The 23,129-nt window shown below is 73.3% G+C and carries 22 protein-coding genes; 5 read left to right on the forward strand and 17 right to left on the reverse strand.

Annotation, left to right across the window (positions count from 1 at the left end):
• Window positions 1–49 precede the first annotated feature (49 nt).
• Window positions 50–772 (forward strand): HD domain-containing protein, encoded by a 723-nt coding sequence (locus AB0B97_RS25745; protein WP_357497116.1) that lies wholly within the window; start codon window positions 50–52, stop codon window positions 770–772.
• Window positions 773–788: 16 nt separating this feature from the next.
• Here the strand turns inward: AB0B97_RS25745 and AB0B97_RS25750 are convergent, their stop codons facing one another.
• The 16 genes from AB0B97_RS25750 to AB0B97_RS25825 all read right to left on the reverse strand — a co-directional run bounded on the left by AB0B97_RS25750 (window position 789) and on the right by AB0B97_RS25825 (window position 18,995).
• The gene (locus AB0B97_RS25750) at window positions 789–1,583 is read right to left on the reverse strand and encodes a BTAD domain-containing putative transcriptional regulator (RefSeq protein ID WP_357497118.1); all 795 of its coding nucleotides are present in this window, start codon (window positions 1,581–1,583) and stop codon (window positions 789–791) included.
• 138 nt (window positions 1,584–1,721) lie between these two features.
• Window positions 1,722–2,849 carry a hypothetical protein gene (locus AB0B97_RS25755; protein WP_357497120.1) on the reverse strand — a complete coding sequence of 376 codons (1,128 nt, stop codon included), beginning with the start codon at window positions 2,847–2,849 and terminating at the stop codon, window positions 1,722–1,724.
• A gap of 13 nt (window positions 2,850–2,862) precedes the next feature.
• Window positions 2,863–5,208, reverse strand: a complete 2,346-nt coding sequence (locus AB0B97_RS25760; RefSeq protein ID WP_357497122.1) for a hypothetical protein — start codon at window positions 5,206–5,208, stop codon at window positions 2,863–2,865.
• Between the two features lie 11 nt (window positions 5,209–5,219).
• A complete protein-coding gene (locus AB0B97_RS25765; protein ID WP_357497124.1) occupies window positions 5,220–6,656 on the reverse strand; it encodes a baseplate J/gp47 family protein in 1,437 nt (478 codons plus the stop codon).
• Complete coding sequence (locus AB0B97_RS25770) at window positions 6,649–7,152, reverse strand: hypothetical protein (RefSeq protein WP_357497126.1); 504 nt, start codon at window positions 7,150–7,152, stop codon at window positions 6,649–6,651. The genes AB0B97_RS25765 and AB0B97_RS25770 overlap by 8 nt, the downstream gene beginning before the upstream one ends.
• A 1-nt stretch (window position 7,153) precedes the next feature.
• Window positions 7,154–7,477 carry a hypothetical protein gene (locus AB0B97_RS25775; protein WP_357497128.1) on the reverse strand — a complete coding sequence of 108 codons (324 nt, stop codon included), beginning with the start codon at window positions 7,475–7,477 and terminating at the stop codon, window positions 7,154–7,156.
• Between the two features lie 10 nt (window positions 7,478–7,487).
• On the reverse strand, window positions 7,488–9,515 hold the full coding sequence (locus AB0B97_RS25780) for a hypothetical protein (protein ID WP_357497130.1): 2,028 nt from the start codon (window positions 9,513–9,515) through the stop codon (window positions 7,488–7,490).
• Window positions 9,512–10,162: a hypothetical protein gene (locus AB0B97_RS25785; RefSeq protein ID WP_357497132.1), complete on the reverse strand. Its 651-nt coding sequence runs from the start codon at window positions 10,160–10,162 to the stop codon at window positions 9,512–9,514. The genes AB0B97_RS25780 and AB0B97_RS25785 overlap by 4 nt, the downstream gene beginning before the upstream one ends.
• Window positions 10,162–10,662, reverse strand: a complete 501-nt coding sequence (locus AB0B97_RS25790; protein WP_053659787.1) for a hypothetical protein — start codon at window positions 10,660–10,662, stop codon at window positions 10,162–10,164. The genes AB0B97_RS25785 and AB0B97_RS25790 overlap by 1 nt, the downstream gene beginning before the upstream one ends.
• A 2-nt stretch (window positions 10,663–10,664) precedes the next feature.
• Window positions 10,665–12,140 carry a hypothetical protein gene (locus AB0B97_RS25795; protein WP_357497134.1) on the reverse strand — a complete coding sequence of 492 codons (1,476 nt, stop codon included), beginning with the start codon at window positions 12,138–12,140 and terminating at the stop codon, window positions 10,665–10,667.
• Window positions 12,137–15,346: a hypothetical protein gene (locus AB0B97_RS25800; protein WP_357497136.1), complete on the reverse strand. Its 3,210-nt coding sequence runs from the start codon at window positions 15,344–15,346 to the stop codon at window positions 12,137–12,139. The genes AB0B97_RS25795 and AB0B97_RS25800 overlap by 4 nt, the downstream gene beginning before the upstream one ends.
• A 2-nt stretch (window positions 15,347–15,348) precedes the next feature.
• Complete coding sequence (locus AB0B97_RS25805; RefSeq protein WP_088989350.1) at window positions 15,349–15,603, reverse strand: hypothetical protein; 255 nt, start codon at window positions 15,601–15,603, stop codon at window positions 15,349–15,351.
• A 28-nt stretch (window positions 15,604–15,631) separates the two neighbouring features.
• Window positions 15,632–16,060, reverse strand: coding sequence for a hypothetical protein (locus AB0B97_RS25810; RefSeq protein ID WP_234582446.1), 429 nt, complete (start codon window positions 16,058–16,060; stop codon window positions 15,632–15,634).
• A 16-nt stretch (window positions 16,061–16,076) separates the two neighbouring features.
• Entirely contained in the window at window positions 16,077–17,246 is a 1,170-nt protein-coding gene (locus AB0B97_RS25815) for a hypothetical protein (RefSeq protein ID WP_234582447.1), read from the reverse strand.
• A gap of 37 nt (window positions 17,247–17,283) precedes the next feature.
• Entirely contained in the window at window positions 17,284–18,225 is a 942-nt protein-coding gene (locus tag AB0B97_RS25820) for a hypothetical protein (protein ID WP_357497139.1), read from the reverse strand.
• Between the two features lie 320 nt (window positions 18,226–18,545).
• Window positions 18,546–18,995, reverse strand: a complete 450-nt coding sequence (locus AB0B97_RS25825) for a ribonuclease domain-containing protein (RefSeq protein WP_234582449.1) — start codon at window positions 18,993–18,995, stop codon at window positions 18,546–18,548.
• A 256-nt stretch (window positions 18,996–19,251) separates the two neighbouring features.
• Between AB0B97_RS25825 and AB0B97_RS25830 the strand changes: the two genes are divergently transcribed.
• The 3 genes from AB0B97_RS25830 to AB0B97_RS25840 all read left to right on the forward strand — a co-directional run bounded on the left by AB0B97_RS25830 (window position 19,252) and on the right by AB0B97_RS25840 (window position 21,189).
• The gene (locus tag AB0B97_RS25830) at window positions 19,252–20,025 is read left to right on the forward strand and encodes a hypothetical protein (protein ID WP_357497141.1); all 774 of its coding nucleotides are present in this window, start codon (window positions 19,252–19,254) and stop codon (window positions 20,023–20,025) included.
• A 130-nt stretch (window positions 20,026–20,155) separates the two neighbouring features.
• Window positions 20,156–20,659 (forward strand): hypothetical protein, encoded by a 504-nt coding sequence (locus AB0B97_RS25835; RefSeq protein ID WP_357497143.1) that lies wholly within the window; start codon window positions 20,156–20,158, stop codon window positions 20,657–20,659.
• A gap of 179 nt (window positions 20,660–20,838) precedes the next feature.
• Entirely contained in the window at window positions 20,839–21,189 is a 351-nt protein-coding gene (locus AB0B97_RS25840; RefSeq protein ID WP_357497145.1) for a hypothetical protein, read from the forward strand.
• Between the two features lie 55 nt (window positions 21,190–21,244).
• Here AB0B97_RS25840 and AB0B97_RS25845 read toward each other — a convergent pair whose 3' ends face one another.
• Window positions 21,245–22,207 (reverse strand): DUF559 domain-containing protein, encoded by a 963-nt coding sequence (locus AB0B97_RS25845; protein ID WP_357497147.1) that lies wholly within the window; start codon window positions 22,205–22,207, stop codon window positions 21,245–21,247.
• 286 nt (window positions 22,208–22,493) lie between these two features.
• Between AB0B97_RS25845 and AB0B97_RS25850 the strand changes: the two genes are divergently transcribed.
• Window positions 22,494–23,057 carry a carboxymuconolactone decarboxylase family protein gene (locus AB0B97_RS25850; RefSeq protein ID WP_357497149.1) on the forward strand — a complete coding sequence of 188 codons (564 nt, stop codon included), beginning with the start codon at window positions 22,494–22,496 and terminating at the stop codon, window positions 23,055–23,057.
• Window positions 23,058–23,129 lie beyond the last annotated feature (72 nt).

Here is a 23,129-nt window from a genome sequence, read left to right on the forward strand (position 1 = left end):
GACGACGCACGGGCCCATCGATGTGGGGAAGATCGGCTATAAGTGACGCATGGACTTCCCGCCGCACCTGGGCAGTATGCCGATGCACGCGATCACCGAGATCCACGGCGAACCGGGCCTGCTGGAGCGCTTCCGGCTGGAGGTCGAACGCTTCGACGACGGCGAACGCGCCCGCCTGTCCGCCGCGCTCGACCTCGCCGCCGAGCTGCACCGCGACGACCGGCGGGTCCGCGAGCCGTACCTCAACCACCTGCTGCGGGTCGCCATCCGGCTCATGCACCACTACCAGGTCCGCGACGTGGACGTGATCGTCGCGGGCCTGCTGCACGACGCGGTGGAGGACCACCCGGCCGAGCTGGCCGAGGGCGGTGGCGACCCGAGGGCCGCGGCGCTGGCCACGCTCGCCGCGCGGTTCGGGTCGCGGGTGGCCACCCTGGTCGCCGCGGTCACCAATCCGGTGTACGACCCGCAGCGTGACCGCAACGACCAGTACCGGGAGCACCTGGCGGTCAGCCTGGACCGGGAGCCCTGGGCGCGGGTGATCAAGGTGTCGGACTTCACCGACAACGGCGTCGGGGTGATCCACACCGTCGGGCCGAAGGTCGTCTCGTCGGCCCGCAAGTACCGGCCGTTGGTGCCGCTCTTCCGGGACCTGATCGGTCGTGCGGACACCCCGCTCTCGCCGGCGGTGAAGGCCCACATCTTCGGCCAGATGGACCTTGCCGAGGAGCGGTTCAGCGCCATCCTGGACCGGCCGGCCCACACGCACTGAGCCGCTGGGCGGGCCGTCAGACGCCGGCGCCTGGGGCGGGCGCGAACCCGTCCCGGCGCAGGCCCTCGCGCACCAGGTGCTCCAGCCAGGAGGTCGGGGCGACGCCCAGCTCCCGGCCCAGGTCGGCACGGAACAGCTCCAGCCGGCGCACCGCCTCGTTGATGTTGCGTTCGGCCAGGTGCACGGCGATCAGCACGCGGGTGGCGCTCTCGCGCAACGGCTCCAACTGCACGGCGGCCAACGCCACCTGCACCGCCTCGCTGAAGCGCCCCTGCGCGGTGAGCCGTTCGGCGAGCGCCTCCAGCGCGTACAGCTGCATCTGACGCAGCCGCTCCCGCTCGGTCAGCACCCAGTCGTCGTACCAGCCGGGCAGCAGCTCGCCCGTCGCCAGCGCCGGCACACCCGCGCCGACACCCGCCGGCGCCCCGCCGGCCAGCAGCGCCGCGGACGCCGCGCCCAGCGTGGCGACGTCGCTCGTCACACCGGCGGCCAGGGCCAGCCGGTCGTCCTCCTCGACGAGGGGCTCGGGAGTGATCCGGTGCAGCCGCCAGAGCATGGTGCGCAGGTTGGCGCGGGCCCGCTCCTCGTGCGAGCCGGGCCAGAGCGTGCCGGCAGCCTCCCAGCGGGCGCACCGCTGGCGTACGCCGAGATAGGCGAGCAGCCGGCGTGCGCCCTGCGGCACCACGACGGACCGGCCCTCGCGTTCCAGCCCGAACCCGCCGAGCAGACGCAGCGTGTACCGGGTTGGTCGCGCCACACCGGCCTCCTGCGCCCCGGAGCGGAGGTCCTGCGTCGCCTCGTGAACTGCCATCCCTGCGCCCTTCGCACCCGATCACCGGTGTGGGAGTTCCACGCTCGGGGGTGGACGTTCGGCACGCCAGCGCAGTGTCGTCACACCGACCCGGCGAACGGCGGGGATCAGCCGTTCGCCGGAGCGATGGCCGACCGTTCAGCGCAGCTTGCTCAGCGTCCGGGCGTAGCCGGTCCACTCGGCGGCGTCGCCGACGTCGGCGCGTACGCCGGCCTCCTTCATGATGCCGAGCACCCGCTCGGCCGGCGCCTCGGCCAGCTTGCCGAGCGTGCTGATCCCGGCGCGGGTCAGCGCCGCGCGGGCCTTGGTGGGCACCCCGGCGAGCATGGCGATGTCGGCGTCGGCGACGTTCTCCAGTTCCGCGTCGATGCCGAGCGCGGCGGAGACCGCCGACTGGGCGCCCGCGGTGGTCCGGACGATGGCGGCCTCCCGTTCGCTGACCTCGGCGACCATCGCGTCCAGGCTCGGGTAGCTGCTGTCGGCCGGCAGCACCTTGAGCACGTCGCGGATCGTCCGGCCGTCGGCCACCTGGTCCTCGCCGAAGGTACGGATGAACTCCACCACCTTCACCTCGCGCGGGAAGCGCTGCCGGACGTCGGCGTTCTCGACGGCGTACCTGTCGAGGTAGGCGGCACCCCGGACCTTCGGGCCGGCGACCACGTCCACGCCGAGGGTCTCGACGGCCGGCAGCACGATCGTGCCGGCCTTGGTCTGCCAGATGCTGACCTTCTTGTCCATGAACATCGTGGTGCCCATGTACCTGCCGAAGTCGAGCGTGCCGATGTAGTTGGGGATCTGCTCGATCTGGTACGGGCCGGGGCTGACCTTCGTCTCGTGCACCGTGGAGTGCAGCCGGTTGATCTCGGCGCGGATCTCGTCGAGCAGCCGGCGCAGGCTCACCCGCATCGCCGCCATGCAGGAGAACGCCTTGGCCAGGTCGGTGCCGAGGTGGTCCAGGTCGTGCTCGATGCGGTGGAACCGCTCGTTGAAGCCCTGCTCGCCGGGCGTCTGCCCGGCCTGCACGACGTCCTCGCCGTCGACCCAGTCGGTGTGGGCGAAGGTGCGGGCGAACGGTGGTGGCGCGCAGCCCGGCTCCACCGCCGCGAACGGCTCGGCGTAGCTGAACACCCGCTTCGCGGTGCCCACGTTCTCGTAGATCCAGGAGGAGACCAGCACGCTGGCGTCCGAGGCCGGGATGCCGTGCTTGGTGAACGCCTCGTACAGCTCGGTGACGGTCACCCCGTCGTAGTTGATCTCGCTCGCCATTGTGGTGTCCCTCTCAGAGCTGGTCGTACACGCCGCGGTGCCGGCGCTGCTGGAAGGTGCGGAAGGTGCGGGCCACCGCGGGGCGCAGCGGCTCGGCGTCGCCGTCGGCGTCGAGGTCGACGTGGTCACGCCGGATACCGAAGGTGTTGATCTCCACGCCGAGTGGGCAGACCCGCGTCAGCGTGTTCATCAGCCGCTCGTACTGGGCCAGGGTCAACGCCACCCCGTCGGGCAGCTCCACCCGGAACTCGTACGGGTCGGTCAGTCCGGTCCGCACGTAGGACAGCGCCACCACCGCGACCAGACCGGCGTGGGTGGGGCGCAGCGTGGTCCGCGCGCCGACCGCCTTGATGTCCGCGGTGCCGCCGCCGAGCCCCACGGTGTACCAGCGAAAGCCGGTGGCCCGCCGCTCGGCCAGGTTGAGCCCGGCCTGGGGCAGCCCGACCACGCTGCACACCAGCAGCACCCGGTTGCCGGTGTCGACAAGCGGCAGCGCGGCGGCGAGGTGCTGGTCGCGCAGCAGGCCGACCAGCCGGGCCAGCCGGTCGGCGGCGGCCGGCTGCCCGGCGATCAGCGCGGACGCCAGCGCCGCCGGCAGCTCGATGGTCTCCACCAGCTCGTCGGGGAGGCGGTTCAGCGCGGCCACCACGGGCGCCGGGTCGCGCACGGCGGGCAGGCCGGCGGCGGCCAGGACCGCGTCGACCGGCTGCCCGGCCGGCCGGGTCGGTACGGCCGCCCACCGGGTCCGGGCCGCCGCGTCGGTCATCGGCGTCCACGCCGACTCCCCCGCGCCCGTCCAGGCCGTCGCGGCGGCGGTCAGGCCGGCCAGCAGCAGCGCGTTGCCACCCGGGTCGCCGGGCGCGTGGAACTGCGCCTCGACGGCCACGTCGGCGCCGACCGGGGCGGTCGTGGGCGCGGTCACGGCCAGCCCACGCGTGGGCAGGTGCGACAGGTACATCCTGGTGGTGCTGATCCGGTGCGTGGTCTGCACCCCGCACACGCGCCACAGCCAGGCCACCTCGCCGTCGGCCCCGACCGTGGGCACACCGGCGGCGCGGGCCGCGGCGATCAGGGCCTCGGCGGTCCGGTCGCCGGTGACCGCGCGGCCGGTGTCCAGCACCCGGTTGCGCAGGTCGGTGGCCTGCGCGGGGGTCGGCCAGCTCACGTCCACGCCGAGACCCAGCTCGTAGCGGCTGCCACCGGCGTCGTCCTGGGCCCGGGTCACCTGCCACACGATCGTCGAGCCGAGCGCCCGGCAGACCCGCCCGGCCCGGTCCAGCGCGGCGGCCAGCGGCGGCGCGATGGCGTGCCCGCTGTCGAAGGCGTACGACTGCCGCAGGCTGGCGCGCAGCGCGGTGACCTCGGCCAGCCGGCCGGACGGCAGCGCCCGGGCGGCGTGCGTGGTGTTGTTCGGCGGGGTGTTGGCGGGCAGCACGAGGCGGTCGCGGCGCAGTTGGGCGAGGAAGTTCGTGCGGTGCTGCGGGTCACCGGCGGCGACCAGCCGGATCGCCACCGCGAACCGGTCGTCGTCCTCGCGCAGCGTGAACCGGGCGCCGCCGGGCAGGTCGGCGAAGAGCCCCGCGTTCGGGTCGGTGTCCGCGCCGGGGCCGTTGAGCAACCGGCGGATCGCGCCCGGAGTGGGCAGCAGGAACCGCCGGTAGAGCCCCAACCGGTGGGCGTACGCGGCGTCCGGCTCGCGGGCCGGTGGGGCCAGCCGGCGGGCGTACACGTCGCCGCTGGTCGGCTCGTGCACCAGCTCGTCGACGAACCGGGCCACCCCGACGTCCGCGCCGATCCGGTCCAGCGCGTCGCGGCGGGCGTGCGCGAGGGTCCGGTACGCGTGCACCTCCCGCGCCGCGCGGCGCAGCCGGTGCTTCTCGTACGACACCAGGTACAGCAGCCGGCCCAGGTTGCCCTCGACGACGGCCAGCTCGACCACTGCGGTGAGCGCCGCACCGGTGAGCGCCGTGGCGGCCGCCCCGTCGACGGCCCGCTCGGCCGTCACGGCGACGGTGAACGGCGCGACAAGCGGCTCGTCGGCGGTGTCCGGCGCGTACGCCGGCACCGACGCGCCCGCGGCGGACCAGGGCGCGAAGACCACCGGCGGCAGCACCCGCTCGTGCGCGCCGCCCGGGTCGACGGTGACCGTCACCCGGACCGACTCCTCGACCAGGTCGCCGCGCAGCACGACGGTGAGCACAGGGTGTCGGCTGGTCCAGTCCACCGCGGCGGCCCCGGTGGTGGCCAGCGGCACGACGACCCGGCGGACGGTTCCCGGGTAGGGGCCCTCCAACTGGTCGACGAGGTTGCGTTCGACGGACGGGTCGGCGCCGTCCACAGGCACCCGGATGTCGGTCATCGCGCCCCCGCTCAGACGATCCGGAACGGCCGGGGATCGTCCCGGTCGACGTAGACGGGCACCTGGTTGGCGGCGAGCACCGCGTTGTCGCCGACCGGTAACCGCTGCACGCCGTCGCCGGTGGGCGCGCTGCCGGTCACCACCACCGCCGAGTCGGCCGGGAAGCGCACGAGGCGCAGTCCGCGTACGTCGGCGACGCCCGGCTCGTTCATCAGCGTCCAGATCACCTCGGCGGCCCGGACCGGCTCGCCGAAGGGCAGCTCGTCGACGTAGCGGCGCAGCCGCGCGTGCAGCCGGGCGCGCAGCTCGGTGGCGGCGGTGGACGCGTTCACCGTCTCCTTCGAGCCGGTGGGCAGCGGCAGGCCGCGGATCACCAGGTCCGCCTCGACGCCGATGCCGACCTCGTCGGCCCGGTCCACCGAGGCGAAGATGCCCACCGGGCGCAGGTCCTCGATGACCGACTCGACGGCGGCGTGCAGCCCGTCCGGCCCGTCCCAGATCGCGGCGGCGGTGGGCGCGACGAGCACCGTGACGTAGTACGGGTTGCCCAGGTCGCGTTCGGTGCTGAAGACCCGCTCGATGAAGTTGAAGTTGCCGAAGATCGACTGGTTGAGGTCCAGCCCGCCCCGGCCGTCGAAGACCTGCACCTGACGTACGCCGGGCACGGTGGCCACGGCCAGGCCGATCGCCTCGGCCGTCCAGATCGAGCGGGGCGCGGCCAGCAGCAGTTGCCGGTAGCGGGCGTCGGAGACCTGCTGTTCACCCCCGGTCAGCGCGACGGTGTGGGTGATCTCGACCAGTTCCTTGCCGGCGGCCTGCTCGGCGTCGTCGAGGTCGGCCAGCAGGGTGTCGGCCCGGTTCCAGCGGTCGATCTTCTGGTTGGCCTGCGTCGGGTCGAGGTTGTGCGCCGGGCCGGGATAGAAGGCGGCGACGGCCGGTTCGCGCTCGGCGACGGCGGCGGAGAGCACCACTGTCTCGTCGAGGGCCACGTGGTGCCCGCCGGCGGTGGACAGCCGGGCGCCCCGGGGCAGCGTGAGTGGGGTGTGGCCGGTGGGCAGAGCCGCCTTCAGCTTCAGCTTCACCGTGCCTCGCGCCGGTAGGTACGGCCGGGCGATGCCGAGTTCCTCGCCGAGTCGGGTCAGCGCGTCGGCGGTCGCCGACACGACGAAGGAGTTGTCGTAGACCGCGCCGAGCGCCGCCCACAGCCGGGCGTCCTCCAGGGCGGCCAGTTCGAGGACCTTGCGCAGCACCGCGCCGCTGGTCAGGTCGACGTCCTCGCCGAAGAGCAGTCGGGCGGTGGCCAGCTTCTCGGCGAGCAGCCGGGCGAAGGACTTGGGCACGAAGCCGGTCTCGACGATGCCGAAGCCGGTCGAGCCGGTGGCCCGCAGCGCGGCGGCGTCGACGGCGAGGACGTCGGCCAGCTCGGCCGGGAGGGTCGGGTCAGACACTGGGCAGCTCCCCGAGGCGCACCGAGAGCCGGTCGTCGGTGATGGTTTCGAACTGGACCTGCACCTGCAGGGTGCGTGCGGCGCGCAGCGCGGCGGCCGACGCGTCGTCGGCGCGGCCCGCGCCGAGTCGACCGTCGTCGAGGTTCACGTCGACGATCTTGCGGACGCGGGGGTCGCGGTCGAGCAGCGTGATGATGCCGATGCGGACCTGCTCGCGGATGAGGTTCGGCTCGATCTGCTCGGCGAGGGCGTTGAGCCCGTCGAAGCCGAAGGTGGCGTCGAAGACGTTCGAGCCGCGCAGCGTGGTCAGCGCCACCGCGAGGCTCTGCGCCACGTTGCCGGTTCCTTCGACGAGGGCCAGCGCCCGGCCGTTCGGGCCGTCGTCGAAGACGATGTCGCGGGCCAGGTCGACGCCGGGCATTGTGGGTTCGAAGGCGAGGCCCCAGCCGAGGTAGCGGCGTTGGGCGGCCTGCCGTTCGCGTTCGGTGCGGTCCATCTCAGACCGCCTTCAGCTTGCTCTGCCCGGCGCTGGCCGACAGGCCGGGGCTGGAGCCGTCGGTGGCGCCGCTGAGGGTGTCCAGTGCCACCCCGGCCCCGCCGACCTTGAGCTTGCCGGCGGAGCCGGTAGCCGTGGTCACCGTGGCGCACTGCTTGGTGGAGTTGCTGGTGGTGATGGTGCACCCGGCCACCGATTTTCCGCTGATCCCGTCCGGCCGGGTCACCGCGACGTGATCGACAGTGAGCTTGCTCTGCCCGGTCGGGGAGACCTTCCCCTGGTTGGGGCAGTGCACGTCGCTGGACGTGGTGAGCACGAATGCCATCTCGCTCTCCTCAGTGGACGTTCATCGCGTTGTCGACCTGGACGTCGACGTCGTCGGCGGCGATGCTCACCGTGCCGCCGCTGATGTTCACCGCGCCGTCGCCGGCGTCCAGGTCGATCCGGGTGGCGGTGATGGTGATCGAGCCGTCCTGCTTCATGACGATCGACGAGCCGCCGGCGGCGTGCTCGATGGTGATGCTGTCGGCCTCGTCGGCGCGGGCCGGGCGCTGCCCGCGCCCCTGCAACTGGGCGCGGCCCACCCGCACGGTCAGCTCGCCCAGCTCGATGACCCGGTTGCCGTCGCCGTCGGTGAGGTCGTGCGTGACCTTGCCGTCGTGGTCGGCGGGCACCACCGTGTCGCCGATCGACGAGCGGCTGTTCGTGGCCACCCCGACCGGAAGCGACAGCCACCAGTCCCCCGGCTGCGACACCGGGGCGTGCCCGGTGGGCCAGAGCGCGCCCACCTCGACCGGGTCGTCGGGGGCGCCGTTGCGGTAGGCCAGCGCCACCCGGGTGCCCGGGTAGCGGGGCAGGATGAGCCCGCAGCCACCCCACGCGAACGGGGTCAGGTAGGTCACCCCGGGCAGCGGCGCGGGCTGCTCCCGGCGTACCGGCAGGCGGCGGGCGGCGTTGGGCCGGCCGTCCGGGCGGACCAGGCCCTCCCACACCGTCTCGGTCTGCGCGGGCGGCTCGACCGCGCCGCTGGCGTTGGTGGCGGCGGCGCGCACCTCGCCGATCTCCAGGCCGCGCGTCTCGCCCCGGGCGGCCCGGGCCGCGCGGCGCACCGCCTCGGCGGCGGCCACCCCTGGCGACGACGCCGGGCCGGCCGGCTCGGCGGTGGCCACACCTGACGAGTCGCTCCAGGTGTCCCACGCGCTCGCGCCCGAGGTGACCTCGACGCCCTGCACGACAGTGACGAACCCGGCGGTACGCGAGAGGGTGTGCCGGGCCGCGCTGAGGTAGAGCACCTTCGCCCCCGCGCCCAGCTCCCCCGTCGACGGGGCGAACGGCGCGGCGAACGAGCCCAGCAGCGCCGCGCCGACGCTGCCCAGCGTGGTGGCCTCGTCGGTCGCCGGCGGATCGAAGCGCACCAGGTCGCCGGGCTTCAGGTCGGGGCGGCCCTTGAGGGTCAGCGTCCACGCCCTGCGCCGCGGCGCGGCCGTGCCGCCGGCCTCGGTGGCCGCGTACGGGTCGGTGTCCTGGGTGCCGTTCTCGGTGCACTCCAGCAGGCCGGTGGCGAGGGTCAGCGGCTTCGGCTCCCCCTGCGGGTACGGGATCGGCCGCTTCCCGACGTGCACGGTGCCGTCGCGGATCAGCAGCATCCCCCGCCCGTACGCGTTGAGCGACTGCTGCAACGCGCCGCCGATGCGTTCCAGCGCGGCGCGGTAGAGCAGCCCCGCCCCGAAGGCGACCCGCTCGTCGCCGGCCGCCTCGGTGGCGCCGGTGGTCATCGTACCGTCGGGGTTGGCGCCCCACCCGGTCACGTCGACCCGGGTCCGCTCGCCGATGGCCTGGATCGCGGCGGTGAAGGTGGCCGCCTCGAACCGTTCGGCGACGCGCTGCCCGAGCCGGGCGTACGCCTGCTCGACGAGGGTCAGCTCGGTGTCGTACGTCCGCTCCCCGGTGAGCCGGCGCACCTTGGTGACCCGCAGCACGGCGACCAGTGCCTGGGTCAACTCGGCCGGGGTCGGGCCGGCGTTGACGCCGACCAGGTTGGTGAAGAACGCGCCGACGGAGGTGTTGGCGTCGCGCCAGTACAGGTGCAGTTTCGCCACCAGCGGCGGCTGCCCCTCGGCGGTGCGCAGCGCGGCGAAGTGCTCGTCGATCAGCCCCTGCACGGTGATCGTGTACGCGCCGGGGCCCAGCCCGTCGGGCAGCGCGGCGTCGATGGCCGCGTAGTAGTCGGCGCTGGACAGGGTGAGCGCGACGTCGGGGCTGAGCCCGGTCGACGTCTCCCGGTGGAACGTGATGGTCCAGCCGGCGTCGTTGCCGACCGCGCCCTGGCGCACCTGGCCGGTCTGGAACGGCGTGAGCGTCACCGCAGCACCCTCCGCATCTTCTTGTCGAGCAGGTAGCGGTAGCGCAGCCTGCCGGGGCCCAGCTCGGACTCGACGCGCTGCGCGGGTGGGCGGCGACGCCAGACGAACTCGTTGATGGGCGGCGGCCCGAAGGTGTCGACCGCCCGGTCGGCGGGCCGCCAGGCCACCGTCAGCGTGGAGCCGTAGTCGCCGGAGCCGCGTACCGTGCCGGCGTGCAGCAGCCAGGCGAGCACGACCACCTCGACGGCGACCGGGGCGGGCCCGGCGGAGTCGACGGGTGTGCCGGCGTCGGGGCAGACCCGGCGCAGGCCCGCGGCGAGCGGCACCGAGCCGAGGATCCGGGTGCCCTGGCGGACGACCAGGCGCAGCGGCACCCGGCCGACCAGTGCCGGCGCCCGGGGCGTGGCGGGCGGCGCGGGTCGGGGCGTCAGGTCGTCGGCGGAGGTGCTCACCACCGCGAGGGGGTCGGTGGTCAGCCACTGCCGGGCCAGCCCGGTGGGCAGGATCAGCACCCCGTGCACACCGGCGCCCAGCTCGACGCGGTGCGGCAGGCCGGCGGTGAGGCTCTGTCGGACCTCGGTGAATCCGTCGGGCACCTCGATGGGCGTCTCCGGCAGCAGGTAGCGGTCGATCGGAAACTGTGGCATCAGTTGCCCAACCCGTCGGCGAGCGCGCCGACTCCGATGCTGGCCACGTCGAGCAGCTTGCCGAGCAGGCTGGGACGGGGCACGTGGACGAGGGTGATGGTGGTGTCCAGGACGTCGCGGCGGGCGGCCGAGGCGTTGAAGGTCAGCGACTGCACCTGCATGTCGGTGCGGATGGTCATCGACGTGACGAGGATGAGCCCGCCGAACTTGCCCCCGGAGTACGCCGCGAGGGCGGTGCCGCGCTTACTGGCCTCGGCCATCGTCTCCAGGGCGAACTTCCAGGCGTAGCGTTCCGCGCCGACCAGCACGCCGGTCAGGGTGATGGTGTCGTCGTGGGTGGCCACGATGGCCTTGTGCGCCGTCGAGCCGATCGGCGGCAGGTGGTAGGTCTGGGCGAGGGAGATGGCGGTGACCGCCCAGAGTGGGATCGGCAGCACCCCGTCGCTGATGATCGCCGACGGGACCGTGCCGTAGCGCATGAAGCTGCTGGTGATGGCCATGCTCAACGCCCTCCGGTAGGTGGCAGCGGCACCGGCGTACCGGTGGGCTCGACGGCCAGGCCCAGGTCGCGCAGCGCCTGGGTGATCTCGCGGACCTCGCCCGCGGCGCTGGTGACCCGCAGCCGCAGCCGTCGTTCCTCCAACGCCGCGCTGATGCGGGCGGGTCGGGTGGACGCGGAGCCGCGCCGGTTGATCCGGTCGATCTCGGCGGCGGCGTCCTCCATCCGGGAGATCGCGTCGAGGATGCGCGGGTCGGGGGTGAAGCCCGGGTCGTCGCGTTGCAGCCGCGCGATGGCGTCACGGAAGTCGGCGGCGTCGCGGCGCAGGTTGACCGCCAGGTTGTCGGTGAGCGCGCTGACCCCGGCGACGCTGCTCGCCCGGTGCGACTTGTCGTCGAGGAGCCACACCCAGCCGTCGTGGCCGATGCCGACCAGGTCGGTGCCGGCGACCTTGACGTTGGCGTCCGGTCCCTTGAGGAACAGCTCGATGCTGCTCAGGGAGAACGCGGCGCTGTACTCACCCAGGACGCCCCGGCCGTAGGTGACCATGTCGTGGCGCAGGTAGGCGCGGAAACCGGGGCCGTCGTCGGCGCGTCCGCCCCGCTCGCGAAAGCGCCGCCACAGGGTAGCCAGGGCCTCCGGGTTGTGCACGGCGAGTTGCTGGGTGAGCCAGACGTCACCGCCGGCCACCACAGCCCGCAGGTCCGGATCGCCGATGCGGGCCAGCGCGTCGGCGAGGCGGGCGTCGCTCATCTGCAGGCCGCGCGAGCGGGCCCGGCCGAGGTCGTCGACGGCGGTGCGCAGCCGGGCCAGCTCGTCGGGGGTGAGCCGGCCGCCGAGGCGCGTCTCCAGGGCGGCGACTGCGGCCCGCTTGCCACCCTCGCTCTCGGCGGCGACCGCGCGCCACAGCGCGGCCGGTTCCAGCTCGGCGGCGCGGCGCAGCGCCGCCTGCCGGTCCGCCGGCATGGCCCGGAACGCGTCGCCGACGATCGCGGCCGGTTCGACGTGCCGACCGGCCGCGCCGCCGCCGTCGAACTCGCGCAGCAGCGAGTCGGCGTACGCGCCGGCGTCGTCGGCCAACCGCAGCGGCGCGTCGCCGACGATGCCTTCGCGAGGTCGGCTCAGCTCGCGCATCTCGGTGCTGAGCTGGTCGAAGTACTCCCCGAGGGTGGCCACCCGCACCCCGTCGGGCAGGGTGCCGCCCTCCAGCACGTGGTCGAGGATCGCGGCGATGTTGTCCCGCAGGACGGCGATGCGTTCCAGCCGGTTCAGCGCATTGCCCAGGTGCAGGTCACCCACGTCGTCGACGATGCGGCGGATGAGGTGCTCCAGCAGCCGCCGGGACCGCACCTCGCCGGCCTCGCTGTGTTCGGCGATCGTCCGCATGAACCGGCGCAGCCGGGGGTTCGCGTCGGCGGCGGCGTGCACGGCGGCGGCGTCGAGGAACCGGCCGGCGCGGAACCGGCGGGGCCCGGTCACTGCCGCACCACAGGCACGCGCGGGCCGGCCCCGGCAGCGTGTTGCGAGTCGAGCACCATGAGGATGAACCGGGCGCCCTCCGGGCCGCCGACCGCGCCGCTGAGCATCGCCTCGCGCTCCACGTACGCGAGGATCGGCTCCATCAGTTTCTGCACGACCCGTTCCAGCACCTCGTTGAGCAGGATCTCGGTGAGGAACCCCTGGAGCAGATCGCGGGAGGCGGCTTCGACGATCTGCCGGGTGACCCGGCGTACCACGTACCCCCGGGCGGCGCGCAGCCCCGCGCGGACGCCGAAGCGCAGCGCGACCCGGCCGCCGCGCACGGCCGCGCCGCCGATGGTGCCGGCCTCCGGGATCAGCGACAGGGCCAGCCCGAGGTACGCGGCGAACAGTTCGACCTCGACCTCGGTACGGGTGAGCACCAGCTCCGGGTCGAGCATGGAGGAGTAGAGGCGGGCCCGCTGGTGGGCGTGCGCCACGTCGACGGCGGCGACTGCCACCCCGACCACGAAGCCCAGCGGCGGGCAGAGCAGCGACAGCGCGATGATCCCCACCATGATGGCGAACGCGCTCAGCGCCTCCCGGCCCAGCTCGGTGCTGAACAGGCTGTCGACGCCCGTGGCGTAGTAGAGGTTGCCGCCGAAGAACTCGCCGAGCTGCTGGTGCGTGACCAGGTGGATGCCCTGCAACGCGAACCGTCCGCCGGCGATGGTGGCCGACGGGATGTGCTCGCTGATCCGGCTGGACCGGAAGGCGAAGTGCGCGTCGGTGCGGGCGCGGCCCAGCATCTCGGTGTTGTTGCGCCGCATGTCCTGCAGCACCCGCCACAACTCGTCGCGGATCGCCGACCGGTTCCCGGCGAAGCGTTCCAGCACGTCGGGCAGGTCGGTGATCTGCTTGACCAGCGGGTCGACGCCCTCGGCCTCGCCGCGCTGGATGACAAGCGCCTGTTCGATCTCGGCGAGGGTCCACAGCACCGCGTGGGAGTCGCGGATGCGGGTGACGCCGTCGCGTTCGACGATCTCACCGGCCGCGCCGGGGCTGGTCAGGGCGGCCTCGGTGGCCAGGAACGCGGTGGAGATGGCGCGGGCCGCGCCGTACCAGGCGGTGGACGGGTTGGCCATGCTCACCGTGGCGAGGACGCCGCCGCCGGCGTCGGTGTGCTGGGCCGTCCACCGGGCCGCCTCGTGCCGGCGCAGCCGCTCGCGCAGCCCCTGCAGTTCGGCGTAGTCGGTGAGCTGGGAGACCATCAACCGCTCGAAGATCGGCGCGTACCTGTCGAAGTTGGTGATCCGCGCGTTGATGCCGCTCTGCGAGCTGAGCAGCAGTTGCACGAGCATGGCCTGGCTGCCGACGACGAACAGCTGCCCCACCGCGGCCTTGACGGCCGGGCTGAGCGCCTGGACGAAGTGCAGGTTCCAGGAGGCGGACGTGTCGATCCAGCCGCCCTGGACGCGGGCGAAGTGCTCGGGCTGGCTGTAACGGCGCATGACCAGTTGGGCGAGGTGGTCCAGGCGGGGCACCACGCCGGCCAGGTGGCGCAGGAACTGCACGGCCGGCGAGGCGACCGGCCGGAAGTCCAGCGGACCGAGGCGGCCGGAGCCCTCGGGGACGGGTCGGGTGAACGCCTCGCGTTCGGCCGCTCCGACGAGCAGGCTGATCGCCGCGGCCCGGCCGCGCAGCACGGCGGCGGCCTGGAGGCAGAAGTTCGCCGGGTAGCGGCACGGCTCACCCATCTGCAGCCGGAACGCGATGTCGTCCATCAGCCGACGCAGCTCGTCGCCGTCCGGCCCGAGGGCGGCCAGCTCCGGCTCCCCGTTGAACGACGCACACGCGGGCATCGTCGAGTGCCCGGCGCCGACGACGGGGAACCGGCTGCCCTCGGCGCCGGCCGGCGCGCTCGGGCTGCTCGGGTCGAAGACGAACCCGCCCCGCCGGCCACTGCCGCTGCCGTCCCCGGTGCCGCCGGCGCCACCGCCCGTACCCGGGCCGCCGGGGCCGCCCGACCCAGTGCCGGTGCCAGTGCCCGCGCCCGTACCCGCGCCCGCGCCCGCGCCCGTACCCGTACCCGCGCCCGTACCCGTGCCGGTGCCGCCGCCGGGTGGCGCGTTCGGGTCCGGCGGGGCCGCCGGGTGCTGCTCGACGGTGATCGGCAGCAGGTTTGCCGTACCGGTCCAGTGCAGGGTGGCGTCGGTCTCCTCGGTGCCGACCAGCAGCAGGGACACCCCGCCGATGCTGACCACCACCAGGCACGTCGGCGTCGCCCCGCCCACCGAGGCGAGGATCGCGTCGACCCGCCGGGTCACCTCCGCGTCGACGGCCCGCTCGATCTGCGCCTGGTACTCCTCGGCGCTGGTGGTCTCGCCGCGCGGCGAGGCGGTCCGCAGCCGCTGCCGGATGTCGGCGCTCAGCTCCTCGTCCACCATGGCGACCAGGGCGCTCCGGTCGGCGACCGGCCGTCGCTGCACCGTTCCGGGCTGCGGGCTGGGCACCCGCTCCTCCACCTCGAAGTGCGGCTGCGGCGTCGCCCGGAACACCGTCTCGCCGAACCGCTCGAAGGTCAGGACCGACAGTGGCGTGGTGGTCACCATGATCGCCCAGACCGGGCGGCCGTCGGGGCCGACCACCCGCGCGATGATCCCCTGTGGTGCGCCCGACGGCAGGCCGCCGTGCTGGCGTACCGCCTCGCGGGCCAGCTCGGCGAAGTGATCGGCCAGGTAGGTGGCTGGTCGCAACAGCCACTGGTAGGTCACCGGAGGCGACTCGTCGCCGTCCACCGGCACCTCGGCCGCGTCACCACCGTCGTCGTAGGACGGCACCCGGTAGACCGCGAGGAGGTGCCGCATCCGCTGCGGGTCGAACAGCTCGGTAGCCGGTCGGCTCAGCGGCGCGGCCACCCCGGCGGGCAGCCCCGGGTCCAACCGCGCCGCGCCGACCACCTCGTCGATGCGCCGGCGCAGCCGGGCCTCGAAGGCCCGCCGATCGTCCGGCGACACCCGCTCGGCTGCCGCGCCGGTCCACCGGAAGTCCGGCGCCGCGGCGCGTACCTCCAGATAGCCGCCGCGCGGCGCGACCACCTCCTGCCGGGAGCGTTCCAGGGCGCGGGCCAGGGCCGCGGCGAGCGCGTGGGTCACGACCGTCGGCCGCTCGGTCACCGACCGGGCGTCCAGCCGGATCCGCACCGGCACGTGCACCGAGATGGCCACCGTCAAAACCGCCCGTCCAGGTGCTCGGCGAGGCGGGCCAGCGCGAGGTCGGCGAGCGCGTCGGCGTCGAGGGCGCCGCCGGCCGCGACCACCTCGATCTCCACCGGGAAGTGGTACGCGATGACCGCACGGTCGTCCTCGGCCACCTGCTCGGCCTCCGCCTCGCTGCCGGCCGCCGGCAGCACCAGCTCACCCGCGTGCACCAGGGCCAGCCCGGTACGGGTGACCCGCGCGGCGCGGCCAGCTCCGGTCGCCATCTGCTACCTCCGGTTCCTCGTCGGTCGGTTACGGCAGGACGGACGGGTCGCCGGTCTTCGGGTCGACCGAGGCGGCCAGGCTGAAACCGCTGAAGGTCGCCGCCGGGGCGCCGGAGATGGTGGCGGTGGTGGGTGTCGCGCTGGTGATCAGGCAGTCCCGCAGCACGAACGACGAGAACGCCCAGTCGTCGCCGGTGTGCTCCAGCAGGGCGATGTCGAACAGCTCGCCGTCGAGCGCCAGCTTGGTGAGCCGGCCGGCCACGTCCCCGATCGCCTTGACGGTCATCGTGAAGTTCATCGACACCGGCGCGTGGATGACGCCCATGTGGGTCACCTCGCACGAGTGCAGCGCCTCGACGTTGAGCGAGAAGGACGGGCTGAACGAGTCGATCGGGCTGATCAACACCGTCTCGGTGCCCTTGGTGTACTGCACCGCGAGGCGGGTCTTCCACTCCATGGTCTGGTTCCTCCGGTCAGAACTTGGCCACGAGCGTGACCAGCAGGCGGCTCACGGCCGGGCCGTACGTGACGGTGACGACCAGGTCGACGGTGCGGTCGGCCCGGGCGGCGGTGACGATCGAGGTGTCGGTGGCGGTACGGGCCACCTCGGGGATGGTGAGGATGTCGAGCACCGGGATCTCGACGCGGTAGTCGTCGATCACCGCCTGCCGCTTGAGCGGGCCGAGGATGCCGTCCACCTGGGTCTTGAGCAGGGTCATGCCCGGCTTGGTGATGCGGGCGTCGCCGACCAGGCCGATGAGACCGGCGCGGAGCATGAACTCGATCGCATCGAGGGTGCGGACCAGATCGACGTGCAGCAGGCTCGCGTCGGTGGTGAACAGCCGCCCGTCGGCGAAGTGCAGGCTCTCGCCGGTGATCAGCGTCGGGTCGATGATCGGGGTGAGGTTGGCCTCGGAGAGGCCCTTGATCTCGGCCGGGCTGTACTGCTTGGCAACCGGGATGGCCACCCCACGGATCTTCTTCAGCACGATGCTGTGGTGCACCGGCAGGCCGGCCACGGCCGCCATCGCGGCGGTGGCGGCGTCGCCGTCGGCGCCCCGGGCGGCGATCATCACCATCCGGCTGGTGCTGCTCTTGAGCGGGTTCGCCGCGGTGGTGATGTCGGCGACGTAGCCGGGGCTCTTCTCGGTGGCCGGGTTGACCATGGCGAAGCCGATCCGCCGCTGGCCGGCGGCCGACATCGTCTCGACGTGCGCCTTGAGCGCCTGCAACCCGGTGGGCGCTCCGGCTCCGGCCGGGTTGCCGACTGTCGACTCGTTGGCCAGCGACACCATTGTCACGTCGTCGGCGGCCTCCAGACCGCCGAGCGCGGCGGCGTAGTCGTCGCCGGCCACCTTGACCCCGTACACCTTCGCCGGCCGTGGGTCCTGCAGGAACGCCAGTTCCAGCGAGTTGTAGAGGGCGTTGCGGACCACGTTGCCGGCCTGCCGGCGGGCGAAGTTGGTGACCGCGTCGTCCAGGGTCTCGATCCGGACCGGCGTGTTCGCCGCTGCGGAGCCGCCGTCGGCCGTGGACGGCGCCTTGCCCACCACGGCGATGACGCCCGGCGAGCGCTGGGCCAGCGGCGCCGGTGGCGGCACGATCCGGACCTCGATGAACGGGAATGCTGCTGTCGGTGCCACGGGTCCTCCCGGACGAAGTTGCTGCTGGTCTGGGTTCTCAGGTCGGCACGGCGGCCAGTCCGATGCCGCTGCGGGCGAGCCACTGGCCGGCGCGGGCGAACCGGGTGGCCCGCTTCTGCGCGGCGGTCCCGGCGTCACCGCCGGGCCAACCGTCGTCGTCGAACGTCTCGATGGGGACCACCCAGACGGCGACCACCCGGTGCCGCCGCCGGACGTCGTCGGGTGCGGGCACGTCCAGGCCCAACTCCTCGGCGCGGGCCCGGACCAGCCGCGTCTCGACGAGCAGGTCGGCGAGGGAGAAGCCCCGGTCGCGGATCAGCACGGCGGCGGCGAACGGCAGTGGACGGGGTGTGGGCGGCGCGGCCGGCGGCGCCGCGTAGCGCAGCCGTACGGTGGCGCCGGCGGTCTGCCCGCGCATCCGCGCCACCAGGTCACCCGCGTTCGCGGCGCCGACGCCGGCGAGCAGCCGGTCCAGGTGCGCGTCGGTGAACGCGGCCGGCTGGTGCAGGCCGGCGCGCAGCCGGGCCACCAGTCGGGTGCGCCGCTCGGTCTCCAGCAGCGCCGGGTCGGTCGGCAACGCGCCGAGGTCGGCGATGATCTGCGGGTCGACGTCGAAGGCCGGCACCGCCACGTCGAGGTCCTCGACCCGGTCCCGGGCGAGGCTCGTACGCACCACCAGGCTGCCCCGCCAGAGCGCGTCGATGCGCAGCGCCGACCCGCCGAGTCCGTGCAGCCGGACGCGCAGCTCGGTACGGGTGGTGCCGCCGGAGCCCAGCCACTCCCCCTCGGCCAGCGTCGCGGGCGCGGCGGCGAAGCCGAGGGTCAGCTCGTCGAAGACCGCCGCGTACGGGGGCGCGACAGGCATCGCCTCGGTGTCGTACGCGGCCTCGACCAGGTGGGCCAGCGACGCGTCGTCGAAGACGGCGGCGCGGGTGCCCGGATCGGCCAACCGCACCAGCACCCCGTCGACGAAGTCCACCGCACCGGCCTCCCCGCTGCCCCGGCCAGGGCACGCCGCCCGGCTGGGCACGAGGATCCCGAAGGGGCCGTCACCCGAGCGTCACCACCAGCGTCACCGGGCACGGACGCGGCCCGGACTGTCGGGAACTGAGCACCCGCACAGTCGGGGCCGGCTGTTTGCGCCCAGGGCGTCCTCGGGCTGGCGTGGTCCCCGCGGGAGGCGACCCGGCGCTGTCCAGCCCCGGTCACTCCTGCGAGCGGGCCGTCACCGAGCGCGCCGATCCGCCGGGGCGACGACTCGAGGGCCGGCCGACCGCGACCGGCCGGCCCTCGGGTCGGTCAGAGCCGGTAGAAGTCGGTGTAGTGGTTGGGCGAGAACCAGGTGACGCCGCTGCTGCGGTTCACCACGATGCGGTACGCGTCGCGGGCGGCACCCTGGGTACGCGGGTACACGTCGTACTCGTAGTAGGTGGCGTTGGCGGGCAGTTGACCCTCGTTGTTGTAGAACCGGCCGCCGGCGAAGTTGGACAGTCCGCCACTCCAGGAGTACCAGCCGCGGCTGGTCGGGAAGCCCTTGGCGGACCAGCCGGAGCGGGCGGTACGCGCGTCCGCGCAGCGGCTGACGGTGCAGGAGCTGTAGACCGCCGCCGACGCGGAGTCGGTCAACCGTGGGGCCACCACGGACGGGCCGACCAGCGCGGCGGCGATCATGGTGAGGAGCAGGGCGAGGGTGGTGGTACGCCGGCGGATCGCGCCGAGCGTGGCCAGCGGGGACACGAGGGTGGACACAGGCTGCCTCCAGACCATCCGATCCATCGATCCGCGTGATTGGCGGACCGGACTCAGTCTCGCCCGTGCGGGCCGTCAGCGACAGCCCGCGCCACCTCAACTGCTCCACAATGATCGGTGAACCCCGGACGACGGCCCCGCGGACGCACCCCGCCCAGACCAGTGCCGACCCAACCGGGGCCATCGGCGCGGCTACGGGCATATCGGTCATTGGTTGTTAGCGTGGCAAGCGGATCGGTGACCGTGAAGGGGTGCCATGACGGACGCTCCCGAGGAGAGGCCGAGGCCCGCGGACCTGTGGCGTCGGCGGGGCGTACGTGGGCTGACCATCGTCCGGGACGTGAGTGCCCGGGGTTGGCGGTGGTGGGCGCGGACGTGGGATCGGCTGGTGGCGGCGCTCCAGGACGAGGCGCCCGTCGGCGCGGGGGCCGGACCGTCCCCACCGGGTCCGCTCATCGAACAGCGCGACGCGCCCCGGCCGATCGCGGTCCCCGCGCGGGGATACGTCTACTCGTTCTACGTCCGGGCCACGTTCGCCTGGTCCTCACCGGCCAGCCTGCGCGCCGAGGTGTTGAGCTGGTACGTGCAGTACTTCCAACCGAACGCCGTCCAACGGCTGACCCGGCTCGCCGCCGACGCCGCCCGGGACCTGCCGCCGCACCGGGCAGCCGACCTGGAGGTGGCGTTGCAGCGGGCGCTCGCCGACGAGCCCGAGTGGCGCTACCAGCGCGGTGACGTCGTCATCACCTGCCGACCGGACGCCGCCGTCCGGCTCGACGAACGGATCATGCCGGCGCTGCGGCCGCACGTCGACCGGATGGTGAAACTGGAGTACCAGTTCGACGAGCAGTTGCGCCGGGCGACGTACGCCGAGGAACTGAGCCGACGGTGGACGACGCTGCTGGGCGACCACCTCGACGCGGACGCCGACCAGGAGGTGGTCGACGCCCGCCAGCACCTGCTCACCGCCCAGCGGGAGGCCGCGCGGTGGATAGGCGAACTTCTTCATCTCCGCGCTACCAAATCTTGATCGGGTTGGCATCGACCTTCGTGCCGATTGTTCCTGATCCGCGCGTTCTGCCATGATCGCCAACGCCGGCCCGGCTGGCTAGCATCCTCCCGTCCTTCCGCTCGGGGGAGGCACGGGGGAGGAACACACGATGGAACTCGAACGGAATTGGAAGCCGTACGCCAAGGGCCCCGCACTGCTCGTGCTGGCGGTCGTCCTGGTGTTCTCGCCGGAGATCCTGGCGGCGATGGGCCGGGAGTTCACCTTCGGCAGCTGGGTCGGCTACGTGATGGCGCTGCTCGCCCTGATCGGCGGGCTGGGCGCGGTGCGGGAGAGCCGCCAGGCGTTCGCCGTCCGCATCGGTGCGCAGGGCATCACCTGGACCAGGGGCGAGGCGACAGTGGACTTCGCCTGGTCGGACGTGAGCCGGGTGGCGATCGAGAAGAGGCCCAACGCCGGCAAGCTGGAGAAGCCGAGCATCCTGACCGTCTGGGTCGGCGACCAGACCGAGCGCGCGCTGGCGCCCGACGTCGAGCTGACCGGCCTGCGCGGCTACCGCATCGCCGACCTGAAGAGCACCAGGCAGTCGCGCGACCAGGTCGCGGCGGCCCTGCGCCAGTACGGCGGCGACCGCTACCCCACACCGGCCGGCTGACGACACTCGCAGCAACTCCTGCACTCGCCAGCTCTTTCACCCGCCAGCCCTCTCGCCAGCCGGAGCGACCCGTGACGACAATGCCCGCGCCCGTACCGCCGCCTGCCCTACGCCCACCCGCCGACGGGGAATGTCAGTTCTGCGGCAGCCACCCCGCCGCCCACGTCTCCTTCCAGTCGATGACGAGCATCGTCATCCTGTACGTCGTCTCCTCCCAGCGCGGGTGGATGTGCCGCAGCTGCGGTCTCGCGATGTTCCGTCACTACACGAACAAGACCCTGCTCGCCGGCTGGTGGGGAGTCGGTGTCATCGGCATTCCGATCTTCCTCGGCGTCGACCGCTTCCGGCTGCGTCGCATCCTGCGCCTCGCCCCGCCCCAGCCCACGCCGGGTGTCGCGGCGTCACTGCCGGCGCCGCTCGACCCCGGCAAGCCGCTGATCCAGCGTCCGGGCGCCATCCTGAGCATCGTCCTGGTGACGGTGCTCGTACTGGTGATCGGCTGCGGAGCCCTCGCCTTCGCCACCACCTAGCCCCCCATGATCAAGTGACGAGAAGTAGGTCCGGAGAGCTTCTGAGACCTACTTCTCATCGCCTGATCATGGAGAGATGACGGCGGGCGGCGAGGATCGCGCGGGTCTCCTCGCGGACCTGGGCGGGACTCGTCACAAGGCGACGGTGGCTGAAGCGGACGACGAGGATTCCGACGGTGGCCAGCAGGGCATCGCGGCGGAGGTCGATCTCGCGTTCGGCCGGATCGCCATGGGTGGTGGCACCGTCCAGTTCGACGTTGACCCGCTCCACCTCGGCGAACATGTCGAGGTAGATGGTCCGGGCTCCGACCCGCACCCGCGCCTGCCGGGTGAACGCCGGCATGCCCGGACCGGTGAAGACATGGTCGTGGCCCCAGATCTCCAGTGCGCTTCGGCAACCGGCGGCGAGCCGATCCAGCAGCCCGCGCAGCGCCGCTCGATCGGTCGACCGGCGCAGGTCGGCCAGGGCGACGACGAGCCGCTGTGGCGTGGTGAGTCGGTCATCGACCGCCCTGATGAGGGGCCCAGGCCGGCCGACCGGTGGCAGCAGCGACCAACAGTCCACAAGGGTCCTGTCGAGTCGCGTCACAGGCATCCCACCCCGTACCACCACCTGCGGCGGCGCAATCGCGAACCCGACGCGGTGGCGCACCACGAGATGCGGTCGACTACGCAGGCCCGACCCGGTGGGCAGGTCGAGATGCACCGGCTCACCGGGTGGTTGCCGGCGCAGGCCCCACGCGTCGAGCGCGGTCAGCCGACTGAGCGCGTCACGCCCATTGACGTACGCGAGTGCCGCCCGGCGGGCCATTTCGGGCTCGACCCGGGCCAGAGGCGGCAGGTCGGACGTGCGGTCCCGGATCAGCGCGGCGTCAACGTAGACCCCGGGCAGCAGTCGCACGATCCGCCCCGCGCGCCAGGCGGTCTGGATCGTCCACGCCGGCGCCACGCGCGCCACGTCCCGACGAACGAGGAGCCCGCCGCCACGCACGAGCCTGTCGCACAGCCTCGGGTCCATGGCACCGACCCTGCCCCGACCTGCCGCCGACAGGTGTTCGCCCGGAGGCCCCTGTGGACAGCGACAACACCTGTGGACGACGACCCACGTCGCATCCGATTGTGGTAGGCGGTGGTCAGGGCCGCGTTGCGGCGTGGAAAAGAGCATGAATGAAGAAAGACGTACGTCGGACGGGATGAGATCGTGGCTGCGCGGCGCCTGTCACGCCGCCCCGCTCGGGCAGTCGTACGCCGGCTGAGGTGTCCTCCCGGTCGGGCCGCGGTTCACGGTTGGAGGGCGGATCACCATGGCGCACATCGATCTCGGGATCGACGAGAAGGAGTTTCCCGGCGTCACCGGCCCGATGCGGTACCGTCCGGAAACGGCGAAGCCGCTCAACGAGTTGGCCGAGGTGCTGCTGCGCGCCCCGCACACGCTCCCGCCCGGCGAGCGCGAGCTGATCGCCGCGTACGTTTCCGGGCGCAACGAGTGCACCTTCTGCTGCGCGTCGCACTCGGCGTTCGCGGCCGCCCAGCTCGACGAGGGCATGACCCTCGTCGACCAGGTACGCGCGGACCTCGACAGCGCGCCCATCTCGGCCAAGCTGCGGGCGCTGCTGCGCATCGCCGGCGCGGTGCAGATCAGTGGCCGCGACGTCACCACCGAGCTGGTCGCCGACGCCCGCGCCGAGGGCGCCACCGACCTGGAGATCCACGACACCGTCCTGATCGCCGCCGCGTTCTGCATGTTCAACAGGTACGTCGACGGGCTCGGCACGTTCGCACCCGAGGGCCAGGAGGCGTACGCGCAGATGGCACAGCGGATCGTCGACGTCGGCTACGGGTCGGCGGCCGCGACACCGACGGTCTGAGCACAACCACGGGTGACCGCACCCCGATCCCCCTGCGATTGTCGATGGGCACGCCTGATGAAGCCCGTCGGC

This window comes from Micromonospora sp. NPDC049004 (assembly GCF_040649315.1).
Lineage (GTDB): Bacteria > Actinomycetota > Actinomycetes > Mycobacteriales > Micromonosporaceae > Micromonospora.

Excerpts from the sequence above, each read along its gene's own strand:
- AB0B97_RS25745 (WP_357497116.1), top strand. The coding sequence starts at position 50 with ATGGACTTCCCGCCGCACCTGGGCAGTATGCCGATGCACGCGATCACC.
- AB0B97_RS25750 (WP_357497118.1), bottom strand. The coding sequence starts at position 1,583 with ATGGCAGTTCACGAGGCGACGCAGGACCTCCGCTCCGGGGCGCAGGAG.
- AB0B97_RS25755 (WP_357497120.1), bottom strand. The coding sequence starts at position 2,849 with ATGGCGAGCGAGATCAACTACGACGGGGTGACCGTCACCGAGCTGTAC.
- AB0B97_RS25760 (WP_357497122.1), bottom strand. The coding sequence starts at position 5,208 with ATGACCGACATCCGGGTGCCTGTGGACGGCGCCGACCCGTCCGTCGAA.
- AB0B97_RS25770 (WP_357497126.1), bottom strand. The coding sequence starts at position 7,152 with ATGGACCGCACCGAACGCGAACGGCAGGCCGCCCAACGCCGCTACCTC.
- AB0B97_RS25775 (WP_357497128.1), bottom strand. The coding sequence starts at position 7,477 with ATGGCATTCGTGCTCACCACGTCCAGCGACGTGCACTGCCCCAACCAG.
- AB0B97_RS25785 (WP_357497132.1), bottom strand. The coding sequence starts at position 10,162 with ATGCCACAGTTTCCGATCGACCGCTACCTGCTGCCGGAGACGCCCATC.
- AB0B97_RS25790 (WP_053659787.1), bottom strand. The coding sequence starts at position 10,662 with ATGGCCATCACCAGCAGCTTCATGCGCTACGGCACGGTCCCGTCGGCG.
- AB0B97_RS25805 (WP_088989350.1), bottom strand. The coding sequence starts at position 15,603 with ATGGCGACCGGAGCTGGCCGCGCCGCGCGGGTCACCCGTACCGGGCTG.
- AB0B97_RS25810 (WP_234582446.1), bottom strand. The coding sequence starts at position 16,060 with ATGGAGTGGAAGACCCGCCTCGCGGTGCAGTACACCAAGGGCACCGAG.
- AB0B97_RS25830 (WP_357497141.1), top strand. The coding sequence starts at position 19,252 with ATGACGGACGCTCCCGAGGAGAGGCCGAGGCCCGCGGACCTGTGGCGT.
- AB0B97_RS25835 (WP_357497143.1), top strand. The coding sequence starts at position 20,156 with ATGGAACTCGAACGGAATTGGAAGCCGTACGCCAAGGGCCCCGCACTG.
- AB0B97_RS25840 (WP_357497145.1), top strand. The coding sequence starts at position 20,839 with ATGACGAGCATCGTCATCCTGTACGTCGTCTCCTCCCAGCGCGGGTGG.
- AB0B97_RS25845 (WP_357497147.1), bottom strand. The coding sequence starts at position 22,207 with ATGGACCCGAGGCTGTGCGACAGGCTCGTGCGTGGCGGCGGGCTCCTC.
- AB0B97_RS25850 (WP_357497149.1), top strand. The coding sequence starts at position 22,494 with ATGGCGCACATCGATCTCGGGATCGACGAGAAGGAGTTTCCCGGCGTC.